Genomic DNA, 19,067 nt, shown 5'->3' on the forward strand with positions numbered 1-19,067 from the left:
CCGCGACGCCCTCATCAGGCGGGGCCGGGGGTGCCCGGCGGCACCCCGCCGGGCGGCAGGGTGGCCGCCAGATCGATCAGCCCGGGAAGGAGCGCCGCGTACCGGAGGGAGTCCCGCAGATAGGCGGTCAAACCGGTGGTGAGGGCGAAGTGGTAGGCACTCAGACGATCGAGTTCCCGGTCGTCCAGGGCGAGCGCCAGGAGGTCCCCGATCCTGACCTGACCGAGGTTCAGGGTGTCGAGGACCTTCCGGGGCGTGGCGGCATGCTCCCGGTACTCGGCGTGGTCGGTGGTCGACTGGAGGTCCGACTCGGCGAAGCCCGCCTGCTCCAGGGCCCGTTCGAGACCGCGATCGCCGGCACGGACGAGATATCCGGCCGAGGACACGTCGGCGTCCCGCAGGTGCTCCAGGAGGTGCTTGGTCACCGCGCCGACCAGGCCGAGGTTGGTGGCATGCGCGCGGTCCGTCAGGACCGGAGTGAGGTGGGCCCGCCGCTCCGTGCCGATCAACGCCATGCCCACGGCCTCGACCGTCTGCGAGCCGATCCCCTTCGGCGGCCACGGCCTGTCCGTCGTCGCCAGCACGAGAACGAGGCCGCTCCGGGACAGCAGCGGTTCCAGGGTCTCGAAGTACAGGTGCGGGAAGCGGTTGCGGCGGCAGAACGTGGCCAGCGCGGTCTTCGTCTCGACGGGAAGGTCACCGGCCGCCACCTGGATGCGGATCGACTCGTTGACCACGGCATGGTCGTTCATCGCCGGCCTCCCAGGGCATGCGCACTCGAACTGGACATCCATCCCGCGACCGCGTACCGGGTGCCTTCGCGGACGGTCGCCACCTCGTGCATCAGGGACGACCGGAACAGCACCAGCATGCCGGGCTCCGGGATGATGACGACCCGGCGATCGCGCAGGGTCGGGTCGGTCTCGTAGAGGGTGAGCGCGCCCCCGTCGAACGTCGGCAGATCCGTCGTGGCCTCGCGTCCGTTGAGGTAGAGCAGGAGCGACCAGCGGTGTGCGGCCAGCCGGGGCGGATCGTCCTTGTGGTTGGCGACGTCCCGGTGCGCGCGGAAGTAGCTCCCTTGCTCGTACGACATGAAGTAGGGGCCGTACAGGTGGTCCGCGTCGGATTCGAACTCGACCCGGTGCGTGTCGAAATGGGAGGCCAGGCGGTCGCCGAGCGCTCGCGTGACGGCGTCGGGGCAATGGTGGTCGAAACACCGGCGGAGCGACGGATCGAGGACCGACTGCCCGGCGCGCACGACCTGCGCCTGCTCCCGCGGCGCCTCCTCCATGGCCCGGATGATGTCGCGGCATTCGGCGACCGACAGGAAGTCGGACGCCGACGCGACGTTCCGTGTTCTGAACCGCAGGTCCATGGTGAGGCCCCCTCGGCCGCATACGTAGGGGCGTGCAAGAGACCTCTCCACCAAAGCCGCGGGCATCCCGCCGCGCACGCCGGGGGAGACCGGGCGGGTGAGCCGGAGGCCCGGCGTGGACCGGGGAGGTGGCGAATCCGGCCCGTACGCGCATCCTCCGGCAGCGGAAGCCGTCGGGGCGGCCCGCGCCGCACGCTCTCGGGGAGGGGGTCCGGACGGGCCGTGGAGCAGGTCGGCGTTCCGTCACCCGACCGGCCCACCGGGACCTAGAGTGTGCGCGTGACCGAGCACAACTCAGAACTCATCGCGGGCCGGTACCAGCTGGTCGAACGCATCGGCCAGGGCGGGATGGGCCGGGTCTGGCGGGGTGTCGACCAGCAGCTCTTCGGACGCGAGGTCGCCATCAAGGAGATCGTCTTCCCGCTGGGGCTGGACGACGGCGACCGTGCCACCCTGCTCAGGCGCTTCACGGGGGAGGCCCGTGCGGCGGTCACCCTCAGCCATCCCGGGATCATCACCATCCACGACGTCGTGGAACACCGGGGCGCCCCCGTGATCGTCATGGAGTACATCCGGGGGCAGTCCCTCGCCGCGGCCATCCGGGGGCAGGGCCGCCTGCCCGTGCGACGGGTGGCCGAGATCGGCGCCGCGATGCTCGACGCACTGGCCGAGGCGCACGCCGCGCGGATCGTCCACCGCGACATCAAGCCGGACAACGTGCTCGTGACCAAGGACCGCGTCGTCCTCACCGACTTCGGCATCGCGCACCTCGCGGACGCCACCACCAAGCTCAGCCACAGCGGGATCGTCATCGGCACCCCGCAGTACATGCCGCCGGAACAGCTGGAAGGCAAGCGGCCGACCCCTGCCAACGACCTGTGGGCGCTCGGCGCCACCCTCTACCACGCCGTCGAAGGGCAGCCCCCCTTCGACGCCGAGGGGCTCCACGCCCTCGCCGTGGCCATCCTCACCCGCCCTCACCGGCCCCCGACCCACGCAGGTGCCCTGGCGCCCGTGCTCGACGCGCTCCTGGCCAAGGACCCGGCGGACCGACCCGGAGCCGGCGAGGCCGCCGAGCTGCTGGCGTCGGCGCTGAGCTCCACGCCGTCCCCGTCCCCGTCGCGCTCTCGGGTGGACGCAGCTGCCGAGCCCGCACCCGAGTCCGTGCCCGAGCCCGCACCCGAGTCCGTGCCCGAGCCCGCACCCGAGTCCGAGTCCGTGCCCGCACCCGTGCCCGAGCCCGCACCCGGGTCCGTACCCGCACCTCGGCCCACCCCGGCGTCCCTGCCGGACGCCGTGACCGGCGACGCCCGCCCCGAGACGGACGGGGAGGCAGCACCGCCCTCCCCGCCGACGCCTACCGTCGCGGACTCCGTGCCCACCGTCGACGCCCCCCGCCGGCCCGTACCGGACCGGCCGCGCACGCCGCCCGTGCCGCCGGCCGAGGACACGGTCCGGCTCGGCGGGAACGCCCAGGACGGCCGCGACGAGGAGCCGGCCACGCGGCGGCGCACCCTCACCCGCCGCTCCAGCATCCTCGCGGCCGCCCTGGCCACGCTCGCCGTCGGCTCCGTCCTCACCTGGACCCTCAACCACGACGACCAGCCCGGCGGAGGCGACGACGCGGGAGGCAGCGGTTCGGGCGCCACCCCGGTCACCGTCGTGATCGGTGTGGACGCACCGCTCAGCGGCGGCCTGGCCTCCTTCGGCGCCGGCATCAAGAACTCGGCGGACCTGGCGGCCAAGACCGCCAACCGCACCGGGCACGTACCCGGCGTGAAGTTCACGATCGAGGCCCTGGACGACGAGGCCACTCCGGCCAAGGGCCGTCTGAACGCCGCGCGGTTCGCCGCCGACAAGCAGGTGCTGGGCATCGTCGGACCGCTCAACTCCGGTGTCGCCCAGGAGATGCAGGAGCCGCTCGCCCAGGCCGGTCTGGTCAACGTGTCGCCCGCCAACACCAACCCCCTGCTGACCCTGGGCCCCGACTGGGCTCAGGGCACCAAGGCCCGACCCCACCCGACCTACTTCCGCACCGTCGCGACGGACGTCGACCAGGGGCCGGTCGCCGCCCGCTACCTCCATGGCGAGGCCGGGAAGCGCAAGCTCTACGTCGTCGACGACAACAGCAGTTACGGCACCACTCTCACCTCCGGGTTCACGGCCGAACTCACCAGGCTCGGCGGGACCGTCGTGGGCGCCGGCCACGTCACGCCGCAGCAGGGCGACTTCACGGAGATCACGTCGAAGATCCGGGCGTCCGGTGCGGACGCCGTGTACTTCGGCGGCGACTACCTCACCGCCGGGCCGCTCTCCCAGCGGCTCAAGCAAGCGGGCGCGCGGATCCCCCTGATGGGCGGCGACGGCATCTTCGACGAACAGTTCCTCACGGTCAACACGCAGGCAGAGGGCGACCTCGCCACCAACATCGGTGTACCCGCCGAGAGCCTGACGGGAGGGGGCGCCTTCCTCACGTCGTACCGCGACGCGGGATACCCCGAGACGGCCGGCCCGTACGGCCCCTACGCCTACGACGCGACCTGGGCGGTCATCGAGGCGGTGAAGTCCGTCGTGAAGGCCAACGGCGGCACCCTCCCCGAGAACGCCCGGGCGAAGATGCCCCAGGCGGTGGCCGGACTGGGATTCGACGGCGTCACGGGCCGCGTGGCCTTCGACGCCTACGGCGACACGCTCAACCGGGGACTGACGGTCTACGCGGTGAAGGACGGCAGGTGGACCACCGTGACGACCGCCTCCGGCGCGCCCTGACCCGCCCGGACGGACCCGCCCCGGCCGCCCGGACGGATCGGGCGGTGCGTCCGGCACGGGCGGCGGCAGGCGCGCCACCGCGTACGGTCGGTAGCGCTGTGTGACCTCCGCGGGTCGCGGAAGGCATCGTGGGACACCGGTCGACCGGGTGAAACGCGCGTTCGAATGAAGAGGGTGGTCGTGGCGGGCCGGAACCGGCCCCCTGCCCGGGCCGGCCAGGACCGATCGGCGGCAGCCCGGGGGTGCGCGGCGCGCCCCGTGGGGGCGCTCATCGACCGGGGGAGCGGGAGGGGCGGGCGGCCGGCTCCGTTCGCCAGAGCGCTATGCCCGCATTGCGCGGATATTGTGGGAAGCGTGATCGAGTCTGGACGGCTGCGGCTCCGTCGGCGCTACGGCCGGGGGATGCTCGTGCGGCTGTCGCCGGTCATCCTGACCGTCGTGATCGCCAGCCTGGCCTACGCCACGCCGCCGGAGATGGCCTTCAGCCGCCTCCTGCCCGCGGCGCCGGCCCTGGCTGCCGCCATGTGGCCGGTCCTCCCGACCATCCTGCTCGGCACGGTCTGCCTCCTGCTGATGATCGGCCTCAGCCTCGTCTTCCCCGACCTGGGAACATGGTGGACGGTCGCGGGAATCATCGCGGTCACCGTGGCGGCCGCGTACGGAAGCCATGTCCGGCTCCAGCGGGAGCGCACCCTCTTTCAAGTGCGGCTCGTCGCCGACGCGGCCCAGCAGGTGGTGCTGAGCCCCATGCCACGCCGCTTCGGCAACGTCGAGATCGAGTCGCTGTACCTCGCGGCCGCTGCGGAGGCCCGCATCGGAGGGGACTTCTACGAGGTGGTCGAAACGCCGTCCGGCGTCCGGCTGCTCATCGGTGACGTGCGGGGCAAAGGCCTGCCCGCCGTGGGGGCGGCCGCGGCGATCGTCAACGCCTTCCGGGAGGCGGCCTACGGCGAGGCCGACCTGGTCGAGGTCGCGCGCAGGCTGGACGCCAGCAGTACGCGCTACAACGCGGCCTTTCCCCCCGAAGGCCCGATGGAGCGGTTCGCCACCGCCCTCCTCGTCGAGATCTCCCATGAGGGCAGACGCATCGACATCCTCAACTGCGGCCACCCCCCGCCGCTGCTCCTGAACCGCACGAGACTCCGCGTCCTCGAGACCGCGACACCCTCGCCACTGCTCAGCCTCGCGGAGCTGATCGGCGATCACTACGCCGTCGACACCTACGACGTCGACCCCGGGGACCTGCTGCTCCTCTACACCGACGGGATCGCCGAGGCCCGTGCGCATGACGGCGAGTTCTTCCCGCTGACAGCCTGGATGGGCCGGCAGCCCCCGACCCCACCCCGCGAACTGCTCACGGCCCTTCACCGCGAACTCCTCCACTACACCAGAGGGCGCCTCGACGACGACATCGCCGCCCTCGCCGTACGCCTTCGTGAGCCCTGAGGCACGGTCGCCGGTGAGCGGCCCGCACCGCTCACCCCGTGCGGGGCCGTTCCCGGAGCCCGGTCATGGCGTCCCAGGGGCGAAGGACAACATCCTTGCTTCCGGGTTCGCGTCGTCGCCGCTCACGCCCGACGGTGTGATGACGATCCGGCCGTTCACGTAGGCGACGACGCCGGCGTCCATGCGGGCCTCCGTGGCGCGGGCCGATGCGGGATGCCGCAGCACCTGCTTCTTCGTGTCGACGCCGCCCTTCCCGAACCGGATGATCCCGCCCGGCCGGTTCGACGAAGTCGCCTCGTAGACGAGGGCCGCGGACCCACCGCCCTCCGCACGCAGGGGATGGAGGGTGCTGTCCTCGGACTTCACGCCCCAGACGAGCTTCCCGGTGCCGAGGCCGTACGCGCCGACCCTGTCGTTGCCGCCCAGGAAGACGGTGTCGTCGCCGACGACGGCGTCCTTGCAGTTCTGGATGTTCTCGCCCGAGTCTCCGGTGTCGGCGCAGTACTTGAAGCCCTTCGGTCTGGCGTCGACGGTGGTGCGGAGCTTTCCGCCGGGGCCCAGGGCGACCACCCGCCAGTTCTCGGTGCGCTCCTCGGCGTGGAACGTGGTGACGACCACCGGCAGGACGGAGAGCACCTTGCCCACCACCCAGCCCTGCTGGGTCCGGAAGCGCCATCGGACCTTGCCGGTGCGCGGGTCGATCTCGCGGAGCTGGCTGTAGTTCTTGCTGCGGTCGACGCCGATCGCGCAGTCGGACTTCACCAGGAGCCTGGGGCCGCCCGCCACGTCGTCGGGGTAGCACGCGCCCGGGTTCTCCAGGGGGATGTCGTAGAGCTTGGCCCCGTCGCCGACCCGGTAGGCGGCGGCTCGCATGCTCTGGACGATCGCGAGCACGTCGCCGCTGATGGCGGAGTTCACGATGATGGTGTCGTCCATGGAGCCGGTCTCGGTGAGCTCCTTGTGCCAGCCCGCCTTCCCGGTCCGAAGGTCGATCATCTGCAGCTGGTTGCACCGGTTCCCGTGCACGGCCTGACTGCTCTTGTACACCAGGACGACCTTGCCGTCAGGGGTCGGGTTGACCGGCGTCTCGCAGACCGGGGCGGGCAGCGGCACGCTCCACACCTCGGCACCGTCCGTGAGGCGGCGTGCGGTCACCTTCCGGTGCACGGCCTGGACGACGGTGTCGCCGACGACCCACAGATCGTGGAGCTTGATGCTGCGTCGTGGCAGGTCGGTGGGGTCGTCGACGATCCACGCCGTCGCGTCCCCCGGCTCGCGGCCCGCGTTGATCTCCTGCGACGTCGGGATCCGACCGGGCCGGGGAGTGCGGACCGCGGGCGTGCGGGAGGCGGAAGGCGTACCGGAGGAATGGAGCGGCTGTTCCGCCACCGGTCGGGACGGTCCGCCCGACCGGCCGCCGGTGACGGCGTACAGCCCTCCGCATGCGGCGAGGACCAGCAGGACGACGACCGCGGCGATCACCGGCCTCCCGCCGAGGCGGCCGCGGCGGTCCGGCGGCACCGGGGTGTGACCGTGCGGGGCGTACGGGTTGTCCGCGATCGGTCGCTGTGGTGGGCGGGGGTTGTACCAGGGCTGCTGCGGGTGCGACATGGTCAGGTCGCCACGCGTTCGCCGGACGGCTCGGCGACCACGATCCGGATGTGCGGTGGGGCGTACCTGCGCGCCTTGTGGACCATCTTCGCCAGATCGAACCGGGCACGCGGAACGGCGACGTGGACGGGTGCGGGCATGGCCGGGTGCTGCGACGGGACGGCCATGCCCGGCGGCAGGGACGCGCCGGAGTGCAGCCGCGCGCCGATGAGTGCGTGCGGGCCGTCCGGCGGGGTGGCCACGACGAACTCGGTGACATCGGTCCACGGCAGCAGGGCCTCGCCGAACCGGACGCCGGCCGCGTCGAACTGGAACGCCGTGCGTCGCTTCTCGAACCAGGAAATGATGAAGGGGGCGGCCGCGACGATGATGACGCCGCCCTTCATGTCGAGGGCCCAGCCGAGCAGGACGGCGAGCGCCACGACGCCCACGATGGATCCCCACAGGGCCGCCTGGTCCTGCAGGGAGAACGGGTGGGCGACCCGGTAGCGTTCCCACCGCCCACCGCGGCGGGTGGGCCCTGTGCCGGGTGCGCGGTTGACGTGCGACATGGTGAAACGTCTCCTCTCAGGGGCCGGCCAGAGGCTGGCTGCCGGCCCGCGTGGCGATGATCACACCGGTGTGCCGCTCGCTCTCCGTTCGGTTCGGCGGCGGCCCCCGACGCGACCGGGCAGACTCTTCCGCGAGGCGCTGCAAGGCCGATGAAATCCGCATGAACCAGGGATTTGAGAGAGTGAGCAGGCACAGGGGACACGGGGGCTTGGCTGTGGGCGTACACGCACGGGGATCCGGCGGAAGCGGGGCGGCGACGAACGGGGACCTGCGGATCGACCTGCTCGGGCCGGTCAGGGCCCGGCGCGGCGACACGGCGCTCGCGCTCGGCCCGATACGACGGCAGGCGGTGCTCGCCGCCCTGATCCTGCGTGCGCCGAGCTTCGTCACCCATCACCAAATCCTCGCCGACGTATGGGGAGCGGACCCGCCGGCTACGGGCCGTCAGGTCCTGCCGAGCTACGTCTACGCGCTGCGCAAGACGCTCGACGCGGCGGCAGCCGGGCCCGACCGGTCGGTGATCCACAGCGGACGCGGCGGCTACCGGTTCGTGCCCGCCGAAGCGCGGACCGACCTCGCGGAGCTCGCCGAAGAGGCATCCCTGGCCCGGCAGGCGAAGGTCACCGGAGACCTCGACACCGCACTGGAGCTCGGCGGTCGGGCCCTGGAGCTGTTCCGCGGCGAACCCCTGCCCGGCCTGCCGGGTCCGCTGGCCGACAGCGAGCGGCAGCGCCTCGCCCGCCGGCGACGCACGCTGCACCAGGACCGGGCGGAATGCCTGCTGGCGCTCGGCCGCTACCCGGACGCGCTGGACGAACTCCTGGCCGCGCCCCTGGCCCAGCCGCACGACGAACCGCTCGCCGCACTGCGGATGCGGGCGCTCTACGGCAGCGGCCGGCAGGCCGAGGCGCTTGCCGTCCACCAGGAGACGCGGCGGAGACTCCTCGACGACCTGGGCGTCGAGCCCGGCGAGGAACTGCGTGGAGTCCACCAGGCCGTCCTGCGCCGCGACGACCGGCTGCTGCTCGGCCGGGCGGCGGGACCGCACGCGGCTGCCGTCCTCGCGCCCCGGAGCAACCCGCCCGCGCAAGCGGTGCCGGACCTCGCGCAAGCGGTGCCGGAACATCGGCTCGGCGACGGGTCCGATCAGGCCGTCGTTCCCCGTGCCCGTCACAGCGACCTCCCCGGTGACACCGCCTGTCTGGTCGGCCGCGCGAGCGAACTCGCCCTGCTCACCGCGCCCATGTCCCCGACGGCCGTGTCCGTGGTCGCGGTCGACGGCACGGCGGGGGTCGGCAAGACCGCCCTGGTGGTGCGCGCCGCCTGGTCGCTCGCCGACGCCTATCCCGACGGGTGCCTGTTCGTCGACCTCCACGCGCACGGCGCCCCCCATGAGAGGGGCGGCCCGCGACGCGCACTGCGCCGGCTGCTCCGCACGGTCCGCGCCGGCGGCGACGCGCTCCCCGACGCCCCGCACGACGCGGAGGACTTGGACGACCTGGTCACGGCCTGGCGCGCCGCCACGAGCTCACTCCGGCTGCTGGTCGTCGTCGACGACGCCCGCAGCGCCGAGCAGGTGCGTCCCCTGCTGCCCGCGGGACCGGGGAGCCGGGTCCTGGTGACAGGCCGGCAGCGGCTGCCCGGCCTCGACGCCGATCTGCGGCTGACCGTGGAGCCCCTGGGCACGGGCGATGCGGTCGGCCTGCTCCGCGAGCTCCTCGGAGAGCCCCGCGCGGACCACGAGCCCGAGGCGGCTCTCGAGCTCGCCCGGCGGTGCGGCGGCCTGCCCCTGGCGCTCCGGATCGCGAGCGCCCGGCTCCAGAACCGACCGTCCTGGAGCCTGGCCTTCCTGGCCGGCCGGATGTCGGACGACGCGCGCAGCCTCGGCGAGCTGCGCGCCGAGGACCGGAGCGTGGAAGCCGCCTTCCGGATGTCGTACGACCAGCTCACGCCCGAACAGCAGCGCACGTTCCGTGCCTTGGGACTGGTGCCGACCGCCGGATTCGACGCGCTCACCCTCGCGGCGATGCTGGGCGACTCCCGGGAGAACGCCGAAGATCTCCTGGAGGGCCTGGTCGACGCGAGCCTGCTGCAGCAGCCGCACCCCGGCCGCTACCGGCTGCACGATCTCGTACGGGCCCACGCGCGGCGCCTCGCCGGCGAGGCGCCCGAGCAGGCGGACGCCGACCGCGCAGCCGTGCTCCGGCTCTACACGGCCGCGGGCCGCATGGCCGGTGACTGGGGCCCCGAGGGCTTCTCGACCGGCCCCGACGTCACGACGTCCCTCTTCGGCAGCTGGCGGGAAGCCTCGGCATGGCTGCACGCAGCGGGCGGAGAACTGGTCGACGTGGTGGCCTACGCGGCGGCCGCCGACCGGTTCGACGAGGCCTGCTGGATCGCCGAAGCCCTGATCGAATACCTGGTCCGGCAGGGTCAGTACCACGAGTGCCGCGCCGCGCTGGACCTTGCGCTGCCCTGCGCGGACCTGGCCACCGACCGGCGGATGCCCGTGTCGCTGCGCAACTGGTCGGGCATGGTCGACCTCTACCTCGGGCGGCTCCGCCGGGCACGTACCTGGTTCACCGAAGCGCTGCGTCACGGCGGCGATCGGTGCGACCCGCGGGAGAGGGCCCGGTCGATCGCCGGGACGGGCGTCACCGCATGGATGCTGGGAGACATCGAGGCGGCGGTCACCCACCTGGACGAGGCGGTGAGCCTGACGGCCCGGCTGGACGACAGCTGGCTGGCCGGGATCTCGCTCTGCAGCCTCGGCGCGATCCGCTCCCAACAGGGCCGGCACGAGAAGGCGTTCGAGCACAACGCGGCCGCCCTCGCCATCGCCGAGAAGAACGGCCGGCCCAGAACGATCAGCAACGTCCTGTGCTTCGCCGCCGACACCCACGTCGCCCTCGGCCAGTACACGGAGGCCAAGGACCTACTGCGGCGGGCGGCCGAACTGGCCCGCGAGGCCGAGGACCTGCCCCTGCGCGCCGCGAGCCTGTCCCGCCTCGCGACCGTGGAACAGCTCGAAGGCAGGCTGCACGCCGCGGTCGAGACCCACCACCGGGCCCTGGCCGCGCTCACCCCGCACGCGAGCGCCGGCCTGGAGATGGAGGTCCGCATCCGTCTCGGCAGCACCTACGCGGCGGCGGGCCGCCGCACCGAGGCGCGGCATGAGTTCCAGGCCGCCCTCGCGCTGCCCGGAGCCGGCGACCACCCACGGCAGTTCGGCCTGGCACGCGACGGACTCAGCGACATGGGCTGACCGGCGGGGGAGCGCGTCCGCCGGCCGCGATGGCGTGAGTTCCGCTTCGGCGACTCCCGCACCACGCCGCCCGCACCGCGAACCCGCCCGCACCGCGAACCCGGCGGCTCCACGCGCCCCCGGGTTCCGCGGCGGTCAGTGCCCGACAGCCCTTAGCCGGGCGTCGTCACCTTCTGGGCTTCCGGTCGGTCCGGCGGCCGGCCTTCCGGTCGGCCTCTTCCAGTGCTCCGCAGAACGGGCACATCACGTGCTCATGGTCGGCGGGGTCGGGTGCGTCCGCCCAGTCGTCGCCCAGAAGCTCGGCACGGACTCCGGAGACGTACTCGTCGTGTTCGTGTGCATGCTTCGTCATGTGCCGCAAACGGGACGAGTCGCGCCCAGGGGACGGGTCGTGACGGCGCGTTGCCGAAGAGCGACATCCGCACACAATCGATCCGGCAACGTCACAGCACTGACATAGAGCGTGTCGATGCGAGCCGGATCGGACCATCCAGGACCCCCACCGGTCGGTGGGGGAGCAACGGCCACCCCACGCAAGGCCGACCGGGTCACGGCTGCGGGGGTTCCTGCCGCCGTGAGACGGGCTGCTCCGTCCAGATGGTCTTCCCCGAGTCGCTGTAGCGGCTGCCCCAACGTGACGTGACCTGAGCCACCAGGAACAGACCCCGCCCGCCCTCGTCGGTACTGACGGCCCTGCGCAGCCGCGGGTGGCTGTTGCTCGTGTCGGTGACCTCGCACACCAGCACCTGGTCACGGATCAGGCGCAGACCGACGGAACCGCCGGCGTAGCGCATCGCGTTGGTGACCAGTTCGCTGACCACGAGTTCGGTCGTGAAGACCAGATCGTCGAGACCCCATCGGACCAGCTGCGCGCTGACGAGTCGTCGCGCCCGCGCGACCGCCTCCAGATCGTTGGGGAACTCCCACTCGGCCACGTCGGCGGAGGCGATCGCCCGAGTCCGGGCCAGGAGCACGGTGGTGTCGTCGGCGTGCCGACGACCGTGGGCGGCCGAGGCGGCGAGATCCGCACCCGCGTCCTCCAACGGCCGCCCCGGCCGGCACGCGTCGCGCAGGCGGGCGATCAGATCGGCGTCGACGGCACTGCCGGAGCCCGCGCCGGCGGCGTCACCGGTGAGGAGCCCGTCACTGTACAGAGCGATCACGCTGCCGGGAGCCAGTTCGACCTCGACCATCTCGAACGGCATTCCGCCGACCCCGAGGAACGGGCCCGGCGTGACGTCGACCAGGGTCACACTCCCGTCGGGAGCGACCACGGCCGGTGGAGGATGGCCCGCGCTGGCGAACCGGCACAGCCGCGTCACCGGGTCGTAGACCGCGTAGAGACAGGTGGCGCCGACGGCGTCGGGGTGCTCCGCCTCGGCGGCCATGCGCTGGACCAGGTCGTCCAGCCGGGTCAGCAACTCGTCGGGCCCGAGGTCGAGATCGGCGAGCGTGTGGATCGCGGTCCTCAGCCGTGCCATGGTCGCCGTCGCGGGCAACCCGTGGCCGATGACGTCACCGACCACCAGCGCCGTCCGCAACGACGACAGCGGGAGTGCGTCGAACCAGTCCCCGCCGACACCCGTGTCCCCTGCGGCCGCCTGGAAGAAGCCGGCCGTGTCCACGGCGGCGGTGCTGCCCGAGACCGGTGGCCGGAGACTGCTGCGCAGCGCCGCCACCGTACGGCGCTGATGGGTGTAGCGGCGGGCGTTGTCGATGGCGAGGGCCGCGAGGTTCATGATCTCCTTCATCAGCTTCGCGTCCTGCCCGTCGAAGGGGTACGGCCGCCGCGCGCGAAACACCTGGGCGTACCCCAGGACGTGCCCGCGCGCCACCAGCGCGGCCCCCATGGACGCGTGCGCGCCCGTGGGAGTCATACGGCGCACGCCAGGGCCGTTGCCGAGGAACTCCAGGTAGTCGCCGGGCCCGTTGCCGACCAGCACGTCCCCTCGCTCCAGGTTGCGGAAGCCGGGCCCGTCGGGGACATCCGGCAGCAACTCGCCCACCGCCACCTGGTCGTCGGGCCAGGGGCCGTGCAGGTTCTTCACGGCCGCGCGCCGGAAGTCGCCGCGCAGGCCCTCCACACGGCGAGGCGGCTCCGCGCCGGAACCGAGCCCTTCGAAGAACTCCACGGCCGCGAGGTCACCGAGGGCGGGCACGAGGAAGTCCACCAGGTCCTCGGCGATGCGTTCGACCACCAGGCTCCGGCTGATTCCGCGAGAGGCCCGGTAGACGAGGTCCAGCCGGTCCGCCGACCGGAAGCGCTCGGTGACGTCGATGAGCGAGGAGAACGCCCCGTCGATCCGCCCCCACAGGTCGCGCACGGGGGCGGCGGTCAGCGCGTAGACGCGGTCCCGGGCGTCCGGCCTGGCCCCACGGAGGAGACCGGACTCGTCCACCACGGACACTCCGGTCGCCATGACCTCACGCAGTACGTCGCTCGCGGATCCCTCCCCACCCAGCCGCGGCATCTCGCGGAGCAGATCCCCGCCCGCGCTCAGCCGCCCCGCACGGGCGACCTCCGGGCTGCTGCGCCGCACCCGCAGGTCGCTGTCGTGAAGGGTGATCTGGAACTCCTCCTGCCGCAGTGCCGCCAACCCGATGGCCAGGCTGTCGCGCCAGTCCGCCAGGGTGTCCATCGGGAGGCCGAGTACGAGGACGCCGTCACCCCCGGGGTGCGAGGCGAGAGGCATGAGCCGCACCCAGACGTCCACGGTGCCGCCGTCCCGACGGCGCAGGCCGAGCACCCTGCCGCCCGGGGCGCCCCCGCAGGGCTCGGGTCTCCCGAGGGGGCGGCGCACGGCGACCAGATCCCGTGCCCGACGGCCCAGAGGCGCTGGATCCGGGCCCTGGTGACCGAGCAGGCGCGCCGCTCCGGGGGTCCACGAGACCAGGATGCCGTTGCGGTCCACCACGGCGGCGACGGTCCCGTCCAACGGCGTCGGCGGGCTGGGGTCGGCCTGGCGGGGACCGTTCATGAGACCTCCGGAGCACCTCGGGATGATCGCCCTATTGTGGTCGCATCGGCCCGCCCGACTCGGTAAAGAGACACGCCGAGTCGCCGCTCGGGGTACACGACCAGCGCGGCCCCGGCGGCCACCTTGCGGGCGATCAGGATCGGAGAGCGAGAGAGCCTGCTCCGCATCGTCGCCGGGCGACGTCGCCCTCGCCCGGACGGGCTTCAGCGGTCTCCTGCGGTCGCGCGGTCCCTGTCCTCGACCGCCGCGCGATGAGGCCGGTGCGCGCCCTCCTCGCCGGGCGCAGGGGCGGGCCGCTCGGCGACCGCTCGGCGCTCGGCCTTGCCGCGGGAGGGAGTGGTGAGCACGGCGAGACAGCCGACGACCAGGGCGATGCCTGCCCAGCCCGGCAGGGGGAGGTGCTCGCCGACGACGAGGACGGCGAGCACGGCCGCGACGGCGGGTTCCAGCAGGGACAGCGTGGTGGCGGTACTCGGCGGGACCTGGGCGAGGCCCCAGCCGAACAGGACGTAGCCGAGGAACATGGGGACGAGGGCCATGTAGGCACCGACGGCCGCGTTGGGCCACGACTCCAGCAGGGGGGCGCCGGTGGCCAGGAGTACGGGGAGGAGCAGCACTCCGCCGATCCCGAAGACGCTGCCCATGGCCGCGGCGGAGCTCACGCCGCGGTGGATGAGGCGATGCGCCGCCCAGGAGTAGAGGGCGTAGGTGAGCCCGGCGACCAGGCCGAGGCCCACGCCGAGCACGGTCGTGCCGGCGGAGCGGGCTCCGGGACCGGAGGGCGCTCCGGCGGATTCGGCCACGCAGAGCAGGACGGTTCCGGACAGTCCCAGAACTGCCCCCGTGATCCAGCGACGGGTGAGACGGCGGCCGTCGACGACCCGTTCGATCAACGCGGAGGCGAGCGGGGCGGAGCCGATCGAGACCACCGTTCCGGCGGCTACCCCCGCCAGGTGCATGCTGCTGTAGAACGCCAACGGGTACGCGGCCACGGCCAGGGCGCCGAGCAGCACCGCACCACGCCGCGCACGCAGGCGGCGGGCCTCGCGCCGGATCCGGGGCGCGGCGATCAGGGCCTGGAGCAGCCCGCCCAGGCCCATGGCGACGGCCCCGATCGCCAGCGGTCCCACGGCCGGGGCGAACGTCGCGGCGGTGCCGGTCGTGCCCCACAGCAGCGAGGCGGCCAGGACGCACACCGACCCCATGCCCACGGACGCGGTCCTGCGTCCATCAGGCCCGTTCACAGCCGCTCCAGCAGGTCGGCCGCCATCGCGCGGGCATGCTCGACCCGCGTTGCCGAGCCCTCGAGGCCCGCACGTGCCATCGCTCCCTCCAGCAGGAACGCCAACTGCTCGGCCGCGACGCGAGCTTCCTCGGGCCGGTCGGGCACCAGCCGCCCGACGTGCTCGGCGAGCAGGGCCTCGACCTCTTCCTTGTGACGGCGCACCACGTCCCGGCCCTCGTCCCCGGCGGGCAGTTCGGCCGCCGCGTTGAGCAGTCCGCAGCCACGGAATCCGCGCTCGTAGGCGGAGCGGGCATGGTCGGCGTAGGCGTCGAAGACCGCCAGTACTCCGTCGCGGCCGTCCCGGGCGCCCTCGAGCCGGTCCCGGTACAGGCCCAGCCATTCCTCGTGCCGAGCGTCGAGGTAGGCCAGCACCAGTTCGTTCTTGGAGGAGAAGTTGTTGTACAGGCTCATCTTCGCGACGCCCGCCTCGGCGGTGATCGCGTCGATGCCGGTGGCCGACACGCCGTCCGCGTAGAAGCGCCGGGCGGCCGCGGCGAGCAGCTTCTGTCGCGCGGCTCCTCGCCGTCTCGCGGGCTGCGGTGTCGCGGGGGCGGTCTCGGGCATGCCACTCCTCCTTGATTAGGTAGACCAGTCTACCTAATCTTCAGGCAGCGCACGTCCAGGGACGCTGAGCGTGCGAAGGGGGCCGGTGAGGCGAGCGCGACGGACGGATCGCCGCGTCGTGGGCCGGGGGGTCGGACGCCGAGGTCGACCGTGTCGAGGGGGAGTCGTTCACACAGGGCACGGAGCGCCCGCCGGTCCACGGACGCGGAAAATGCAAAAGGCAAGGAGAGTTGTCTCCTTGCCGCTCTCAACTTATAGCGCACCGGGGGGCTTGCCACAAGGCCCCGGTCAGGGCGCACAATCGTCGGCCTACGCCCACAACCTGCGGAAACGGGGTCACGACGTGTGTGTCTCGTTGTCGACGTCCGCGGGATGTGGTGACGTCGAACGGTGGCGGGACCGGAGGGCGGCCACGGGTGCTCGATAAGGGGGTGCGTGCGCGGCGTGCCGTCCGATCGGGGCGCGGCGGCCGGCCCGCCAGAGGCAAGGCGACGAGGGATGGGGACGTGCGCGACAACAGGTTCGACGGAGGGGAAGGTGCCGGTGACCCGATCGGCCACGGCAGTGACACGGAGCACGGCAGCCTCGGAGGTACCGCAGTGATCGAGCAGTACGTGCTGGACCTTCAGGAAGCCGACGCGGCGCAGGTCGCGATCGTCGGCGGCAAAGGCGCGCACCTGGGCGAACTGTCCCGGATCGAAGGCGTCCACGTGCCGGGCGGCTTCTGCGTGACGACGGACGCCTTCCGGCGGGTCATGGCGGAAGCGCCGTCGATCGACGATCTGCTCGACCGGTTGTCGCGCGTGGACGCGGACGACCGGGAGGCGTTGCGCACGCTCAGCGCGCGGATTCGCCGGACCATCGAAGGGACCGCCGTCCCGGGCGACCTCGCGACGGCGATCACCCGCGCGCTCGCCCGGTGCGGTGAGGAAGCCGCCTACGCCGTCCGGTCCAGCGCGACGGCGGAGGACCTGCCGACCGCCTCGTTCGCCGGCCAGCAGGACACCTACCTGAACGTCGTGGGGGCGACGGCGATCCTCCAGCACGTCAGCCGGTGCTGGGCCTCGTTGTTCACCGAGCGAGCCGTGACCTACCGCCGGCGGAACGGCATCGACCACCGCACGGTCCACATGGCCGTGGTCGTGCAGCGGATGGCCTTCTCGCACGCGGCCGGCATCCTGTTCACCGCCGACCCCGTCACCGGCGACCGGAAGGTCGCCACCGTGGACGCCGGCTTCGGTCTCGGCGAGGCCCTGGTCTCCGGCCTGGTGAACCCGGACGTCTTCAGGGTACGGAACGGCGAAGTCGTCGCCAGGACGATCGGCGCCAAACAGCGTGCCGTTCACGCCCTGCCGGCGGGCGGTACGGAGGAAGTGGCGATCGCCCCGCAGCTCCAGGAGCAGCCGGCCCTGACGGACGAACAGGTCGTACGGCTCGTGCGGCTGGGGCGACGGATCGAAGCGCACTTCGGCCGCCCGCAGGACATCGAATGGTGCCTGGTCGACGACGACTTCCGGATCGTGCAGAGCCGGCCGATCACGACGCTGTTCCCGATCCCCGAGACCGGCGATCAGGAGAATCACGTCTACGTCTCCGTCGGCCACGGGCAGATGATGACCGACCCCATGAAGCCCCTGGGGTTCTCCATGTGGCAGCTGACGGCCATGGTGCCGATGCACGAGGCCGGCGGGAGGCTGTTCGTCGACGTCACCCGGCGCCTGGCCTCGCCCGCGAGCCGCGCGGCCCTCCTGGACGCCGTGGGGAAGGGGGACCCGCTGGTCAGGGACGCGCTGGAGACCGTCCTCGAACGCGACGATTTCATCCCGTCGCTCCCGGACGCGGTTCCCGGCGGACCTCCGGCCGCCGGTGCGCCCGCCCCGATCGAGACCGATCCGGCCGTCGTCACCGAGCTGATCGAGCGCAGCGAGGTGTCCGTCGCAGCCCTGGAGCGCGACATCAGGACGAAGAGCGGACCGGCGCTGTTCGACTACCTGCTGGAGGCGTTCGAGGAACACAAGCGGGTGCTCGGCGATCCGCTGAGCCTTCAGGCGATCATGGCGGGGATGGAGTCCACATGGTGGCTCAACGACAAGCTGGGGGAGTGGCTGGGCGAGAAGAACGCGGCTGACACGCTCACGCTGTCGGCCCCCGACAACATCACCTCGGAGATGGGACTGGCGCTGCTCGACGTCGCGGACGTGATCCGCCCGCACCCGGAGGTGGTGGCCTTCCTGCAGGGCGTCGTGGACGACGGGTTCCTGGACGAGCTGCCGAAGCTCCCGGGCGGCACCGAAGCACGCGACGCCATCGAGACCTACCTCGACCGGTACGGCGTGCGCTGCGTCGGCGAGATCGACATCACGAGGCCGCGCTGGCGCGAGCGCCCTTCCACGCTCGTGCCCGTGATCCTCGACAACGTCAGGAACTTCGACCCGGGCGCCGCCGAACGGCGCTTCGAGCAAGGGCGGGAGAAGGCGCAGAAGAAGGAACAGGACGTGCTGGCACGCCTCCGCGCCCTGCCGGACGGGGAGCGGAAGGCCGACGAGACCAAGCGGATGATCGATCGGGTCCGCACCTTCATCGGATACCGGGAGTACCCGAAGTACGGCATCATCAGCCGCTACTTCGTCTACAAGCAGGCCTTGCTGGAGGAGGCCGAGCGCCTCGAACGGGCCGGTGTGCTCGTCGAGAAGGAGGACGTCTTCTACCTCACGTTCCAGGAGTTCCACGACGTCGCGCGCTCGAACCGGGTGGACGGCCGGCTCGTCCAGCAGCGCAAGGAGGCGTTCCGGTCGTACCACGCGCTCACGCCGCCCCGGGTGCTCACGTCGGACGGTGAGGCCGTCACCGGCTCGTACCGGCGCGACGACGTACCGGCCGGCGCCCTGACGGGCCTGGCGGTGTCCGCCGGGACCATCGAGGGAAGGGCCCGCGTCATCCTCGACATGGCGGACGCCGATCTCGAAGCGGGCGACATCCTGGTCACGCCCTTCACGGACCCCAGTTGGTCGCCGCTCTTCGTCGGTATCGCGGGCCTGGTGACGGAGGTGGGCGGCCTGATGACCCATGGCGCGGTGATCGCCCGGGAGTACGGCCTGCCGGCCGTCGTGGGCGTGGAGCAGGCCACCCGGCTGATCCGCGACGGGCAGCGCATCCGCGTGCACGGCACCGACGGGTACGTCGAGATCCTGTCCTGACCGAAGGCCTCCAGGATGCCGGGCC

The 19,067-nt window shown here is 72.5% G+C and carries 12 protein-coding genes; 4 read left to right on the forward strand and 8 right to left on the reverse strand.

What is annotated here, in order from left to right; genetic code table 11:
- Positions 1-14: 14 nt before the first annotated feature.
- Positions 15-752, reverse strand: a complete 738-nt coding sequence (locus ACGFZF_RS05815) for a hypothetical protein (RefSeq protein ID WP_393551270.1) — start codon at positions 750-752, stop codon at positions 15-17.
- Positions 749-1,375 (reverse strand): 2OG-Fe(II) oxygenase, encoded by a 627-nt coding sequence (locus tag ACGFZF_RS05820; RefSeq protein ID WP_393551271.1) that lies wholly within the window; start codon positions 1,373-1,375, stop codon positions 749-751. Before ACGFZF_RS05820 ends, ACGFZF_RS05815 begins: the two co-directional genes overlap by 4 nt.
- Positions 1,376-1,654: 279 nt before the next feature.
- On the opposite strand from ACGFZF_RS05820, the gene ACGFZF_RS05825 reads away from it, so the two are divergent.
- Both ACGFZF_RS05825 and ACGFZF_RS05830 read left to right on the forward strand, forming a co-directional pair.
- Positions 1,655-4,144 (forward strand): ABC transporter substrate-binding protein, encoded by a 2,490-nt coding sequence (locus ACGFZF_RS05825; RefSeq protein ID WP_393551272.1) that lies wholly within the window; start codon positions 1,655-1,657, stop codon positions 4,142-4,144.
- A gap of 354 nt (positions 4,145-4,498) precedes the next feature.
- Positions 4,499-5,590: a PP2C family protein-serine/threonine phosphatase gene (locus ACGFZF_RS05830; RefSeq protein WP_393551273.1), complete on the forward strand. Its 1,092-nt coding sequence runs from the start codon at positions 4,499-4,501 to the stop codon at positions 5,588-5,590.
- 63 nt (positions 5,591-5,653) lie between these two features.
- Here ACGFZF_RS05830 and ACGFZF_RS05835 read toward each other — a convergent pair whose 3' ends face one another.
- Together ACGFZF_RS05835 and ACGFZF_RS05840 are read right to left on the reverse strand one after the other, a co-directional pair.
- Positions 5,654-7,201, reverse strand: coding sequence for a PQQ-binding-like beta-propeller repeat protein (locus ACGFZF_RS05835; protein ID WP_393551274.1), 1,548 nt, complete (start codon positions 7,199-7,201; stop codon positions 5,654-5,656).
- Between the two features lie 2 nt (positions 7,202-7,203).
- On the reverse strand, positions 7,204-7,752 hold the full coding sequence (locus ACGFZF_RS05840) for a hypothetical protein (RefSeq protein ID WP_393551275.1): 549 nt from the start codon (positions 7,750-7,752) through the stop codon (positions 7,204-7,206).
- Positions 7,753-7,967: 215 nt separating this feature from the next.
- Between ACGFZF_RS05840 and ACGFZF_RS05845 the strand changes: the two genes are divergently transcribed.
- Entirely contained in the window at positions 7,968-11,018 is a 3,051-nt protein-coding gene (locus ACGFZF_RS05845; protein WP_393551276.1) for a BTAD domain-containing putative transcriptional regulator, read from the forward strand.
- 166 nt (positions 11,019-11,184) lie between these two features.
- On the opposite strand, the gene ACGFZF_RS05850 is transcribed toward ACGFZF_RS05845, so the two are convergent.
- From ACGFZF_RS05850 to ACGFZF_RS05865, 4 genes are all read right to left on the reverse strand, one after another.
- Entirely contained in the window at positions 11,185-11,370 is a 186-nt protein-coding gene (locus ACGFZF_RS05850) for a hypothetical protein (protein WP_393551277.1), read from the reverse strand.
- Between the two features lie 196 nt (positions 11,371-11,566).
- On the reverse strand, positions 11,567-13,996 hold the full coding sequence (locus ACGFZF_RS05855) for a SpoIIE family protein phosphatase (RefSeq protein ID WP_393551278.1): 2,430 nt from the start codon (positions 13,994-13,996) through the stop codon (positions 11,567-11,569).
- 203 nt (positions 13,997-14,199) lie between these two features.
- Positions 14,200-15,240 carry a DMT family transporter gene (locus tag ACGFZF_RS05860; protein ID WP_393551279.1) on the reverse strand — a complete coding sequence of 347 codons (1,041 nt, stop codon included), beginning with the start codon at positions 15,238-15,240 and terminating at the stop codon, positions 14,200-14,202.
- Complete coding sequence (locus ACGFZF_RS05865) at positions 15,237-15,845, reverse strand: TetR/AcrR family transcriptional regulator (RefSeq protein WP_393551280.1); 609 nt, start codon at positions 15,843-15,845, stop codon at positions 15,237-15,239. The genes ACGFZF_RS05860 and ACGFZF_RS05865 overlap by 4 nt, the downstream gene beginning before the upstream one ends.
- A gap of 599 nt (positions 15,846-16,444) precedes the next feature.
- On the opposite strand from ACGFZF_RS05865, the gene rph reads away from it, so the two are divergent.
- The gene (gene rph, locus ACGFZF_RS05870; protein WP_393551790.1) at positions 16,445-19,042 is read left to right on the forward strand and encodes a rifamycin-inactivating phosphotransferase; all 2,598 of its coding nucleotides are present in this window, start codon (positions 16,445-16,447) and stop codon (positions 19,040-19,042) included.
- Positions 19,043-19,067 lie beyond the last annotated feature (25 nt).

The sequence above is a fragment of the Streptomyces sp. NPDC048338 genome, assembly GCF_043201055.1.
GTDB lineage: Bacteria > Actinomycetota > Actinomycetes > Streptomycetales > Streptomycetaceae > Streptomyces.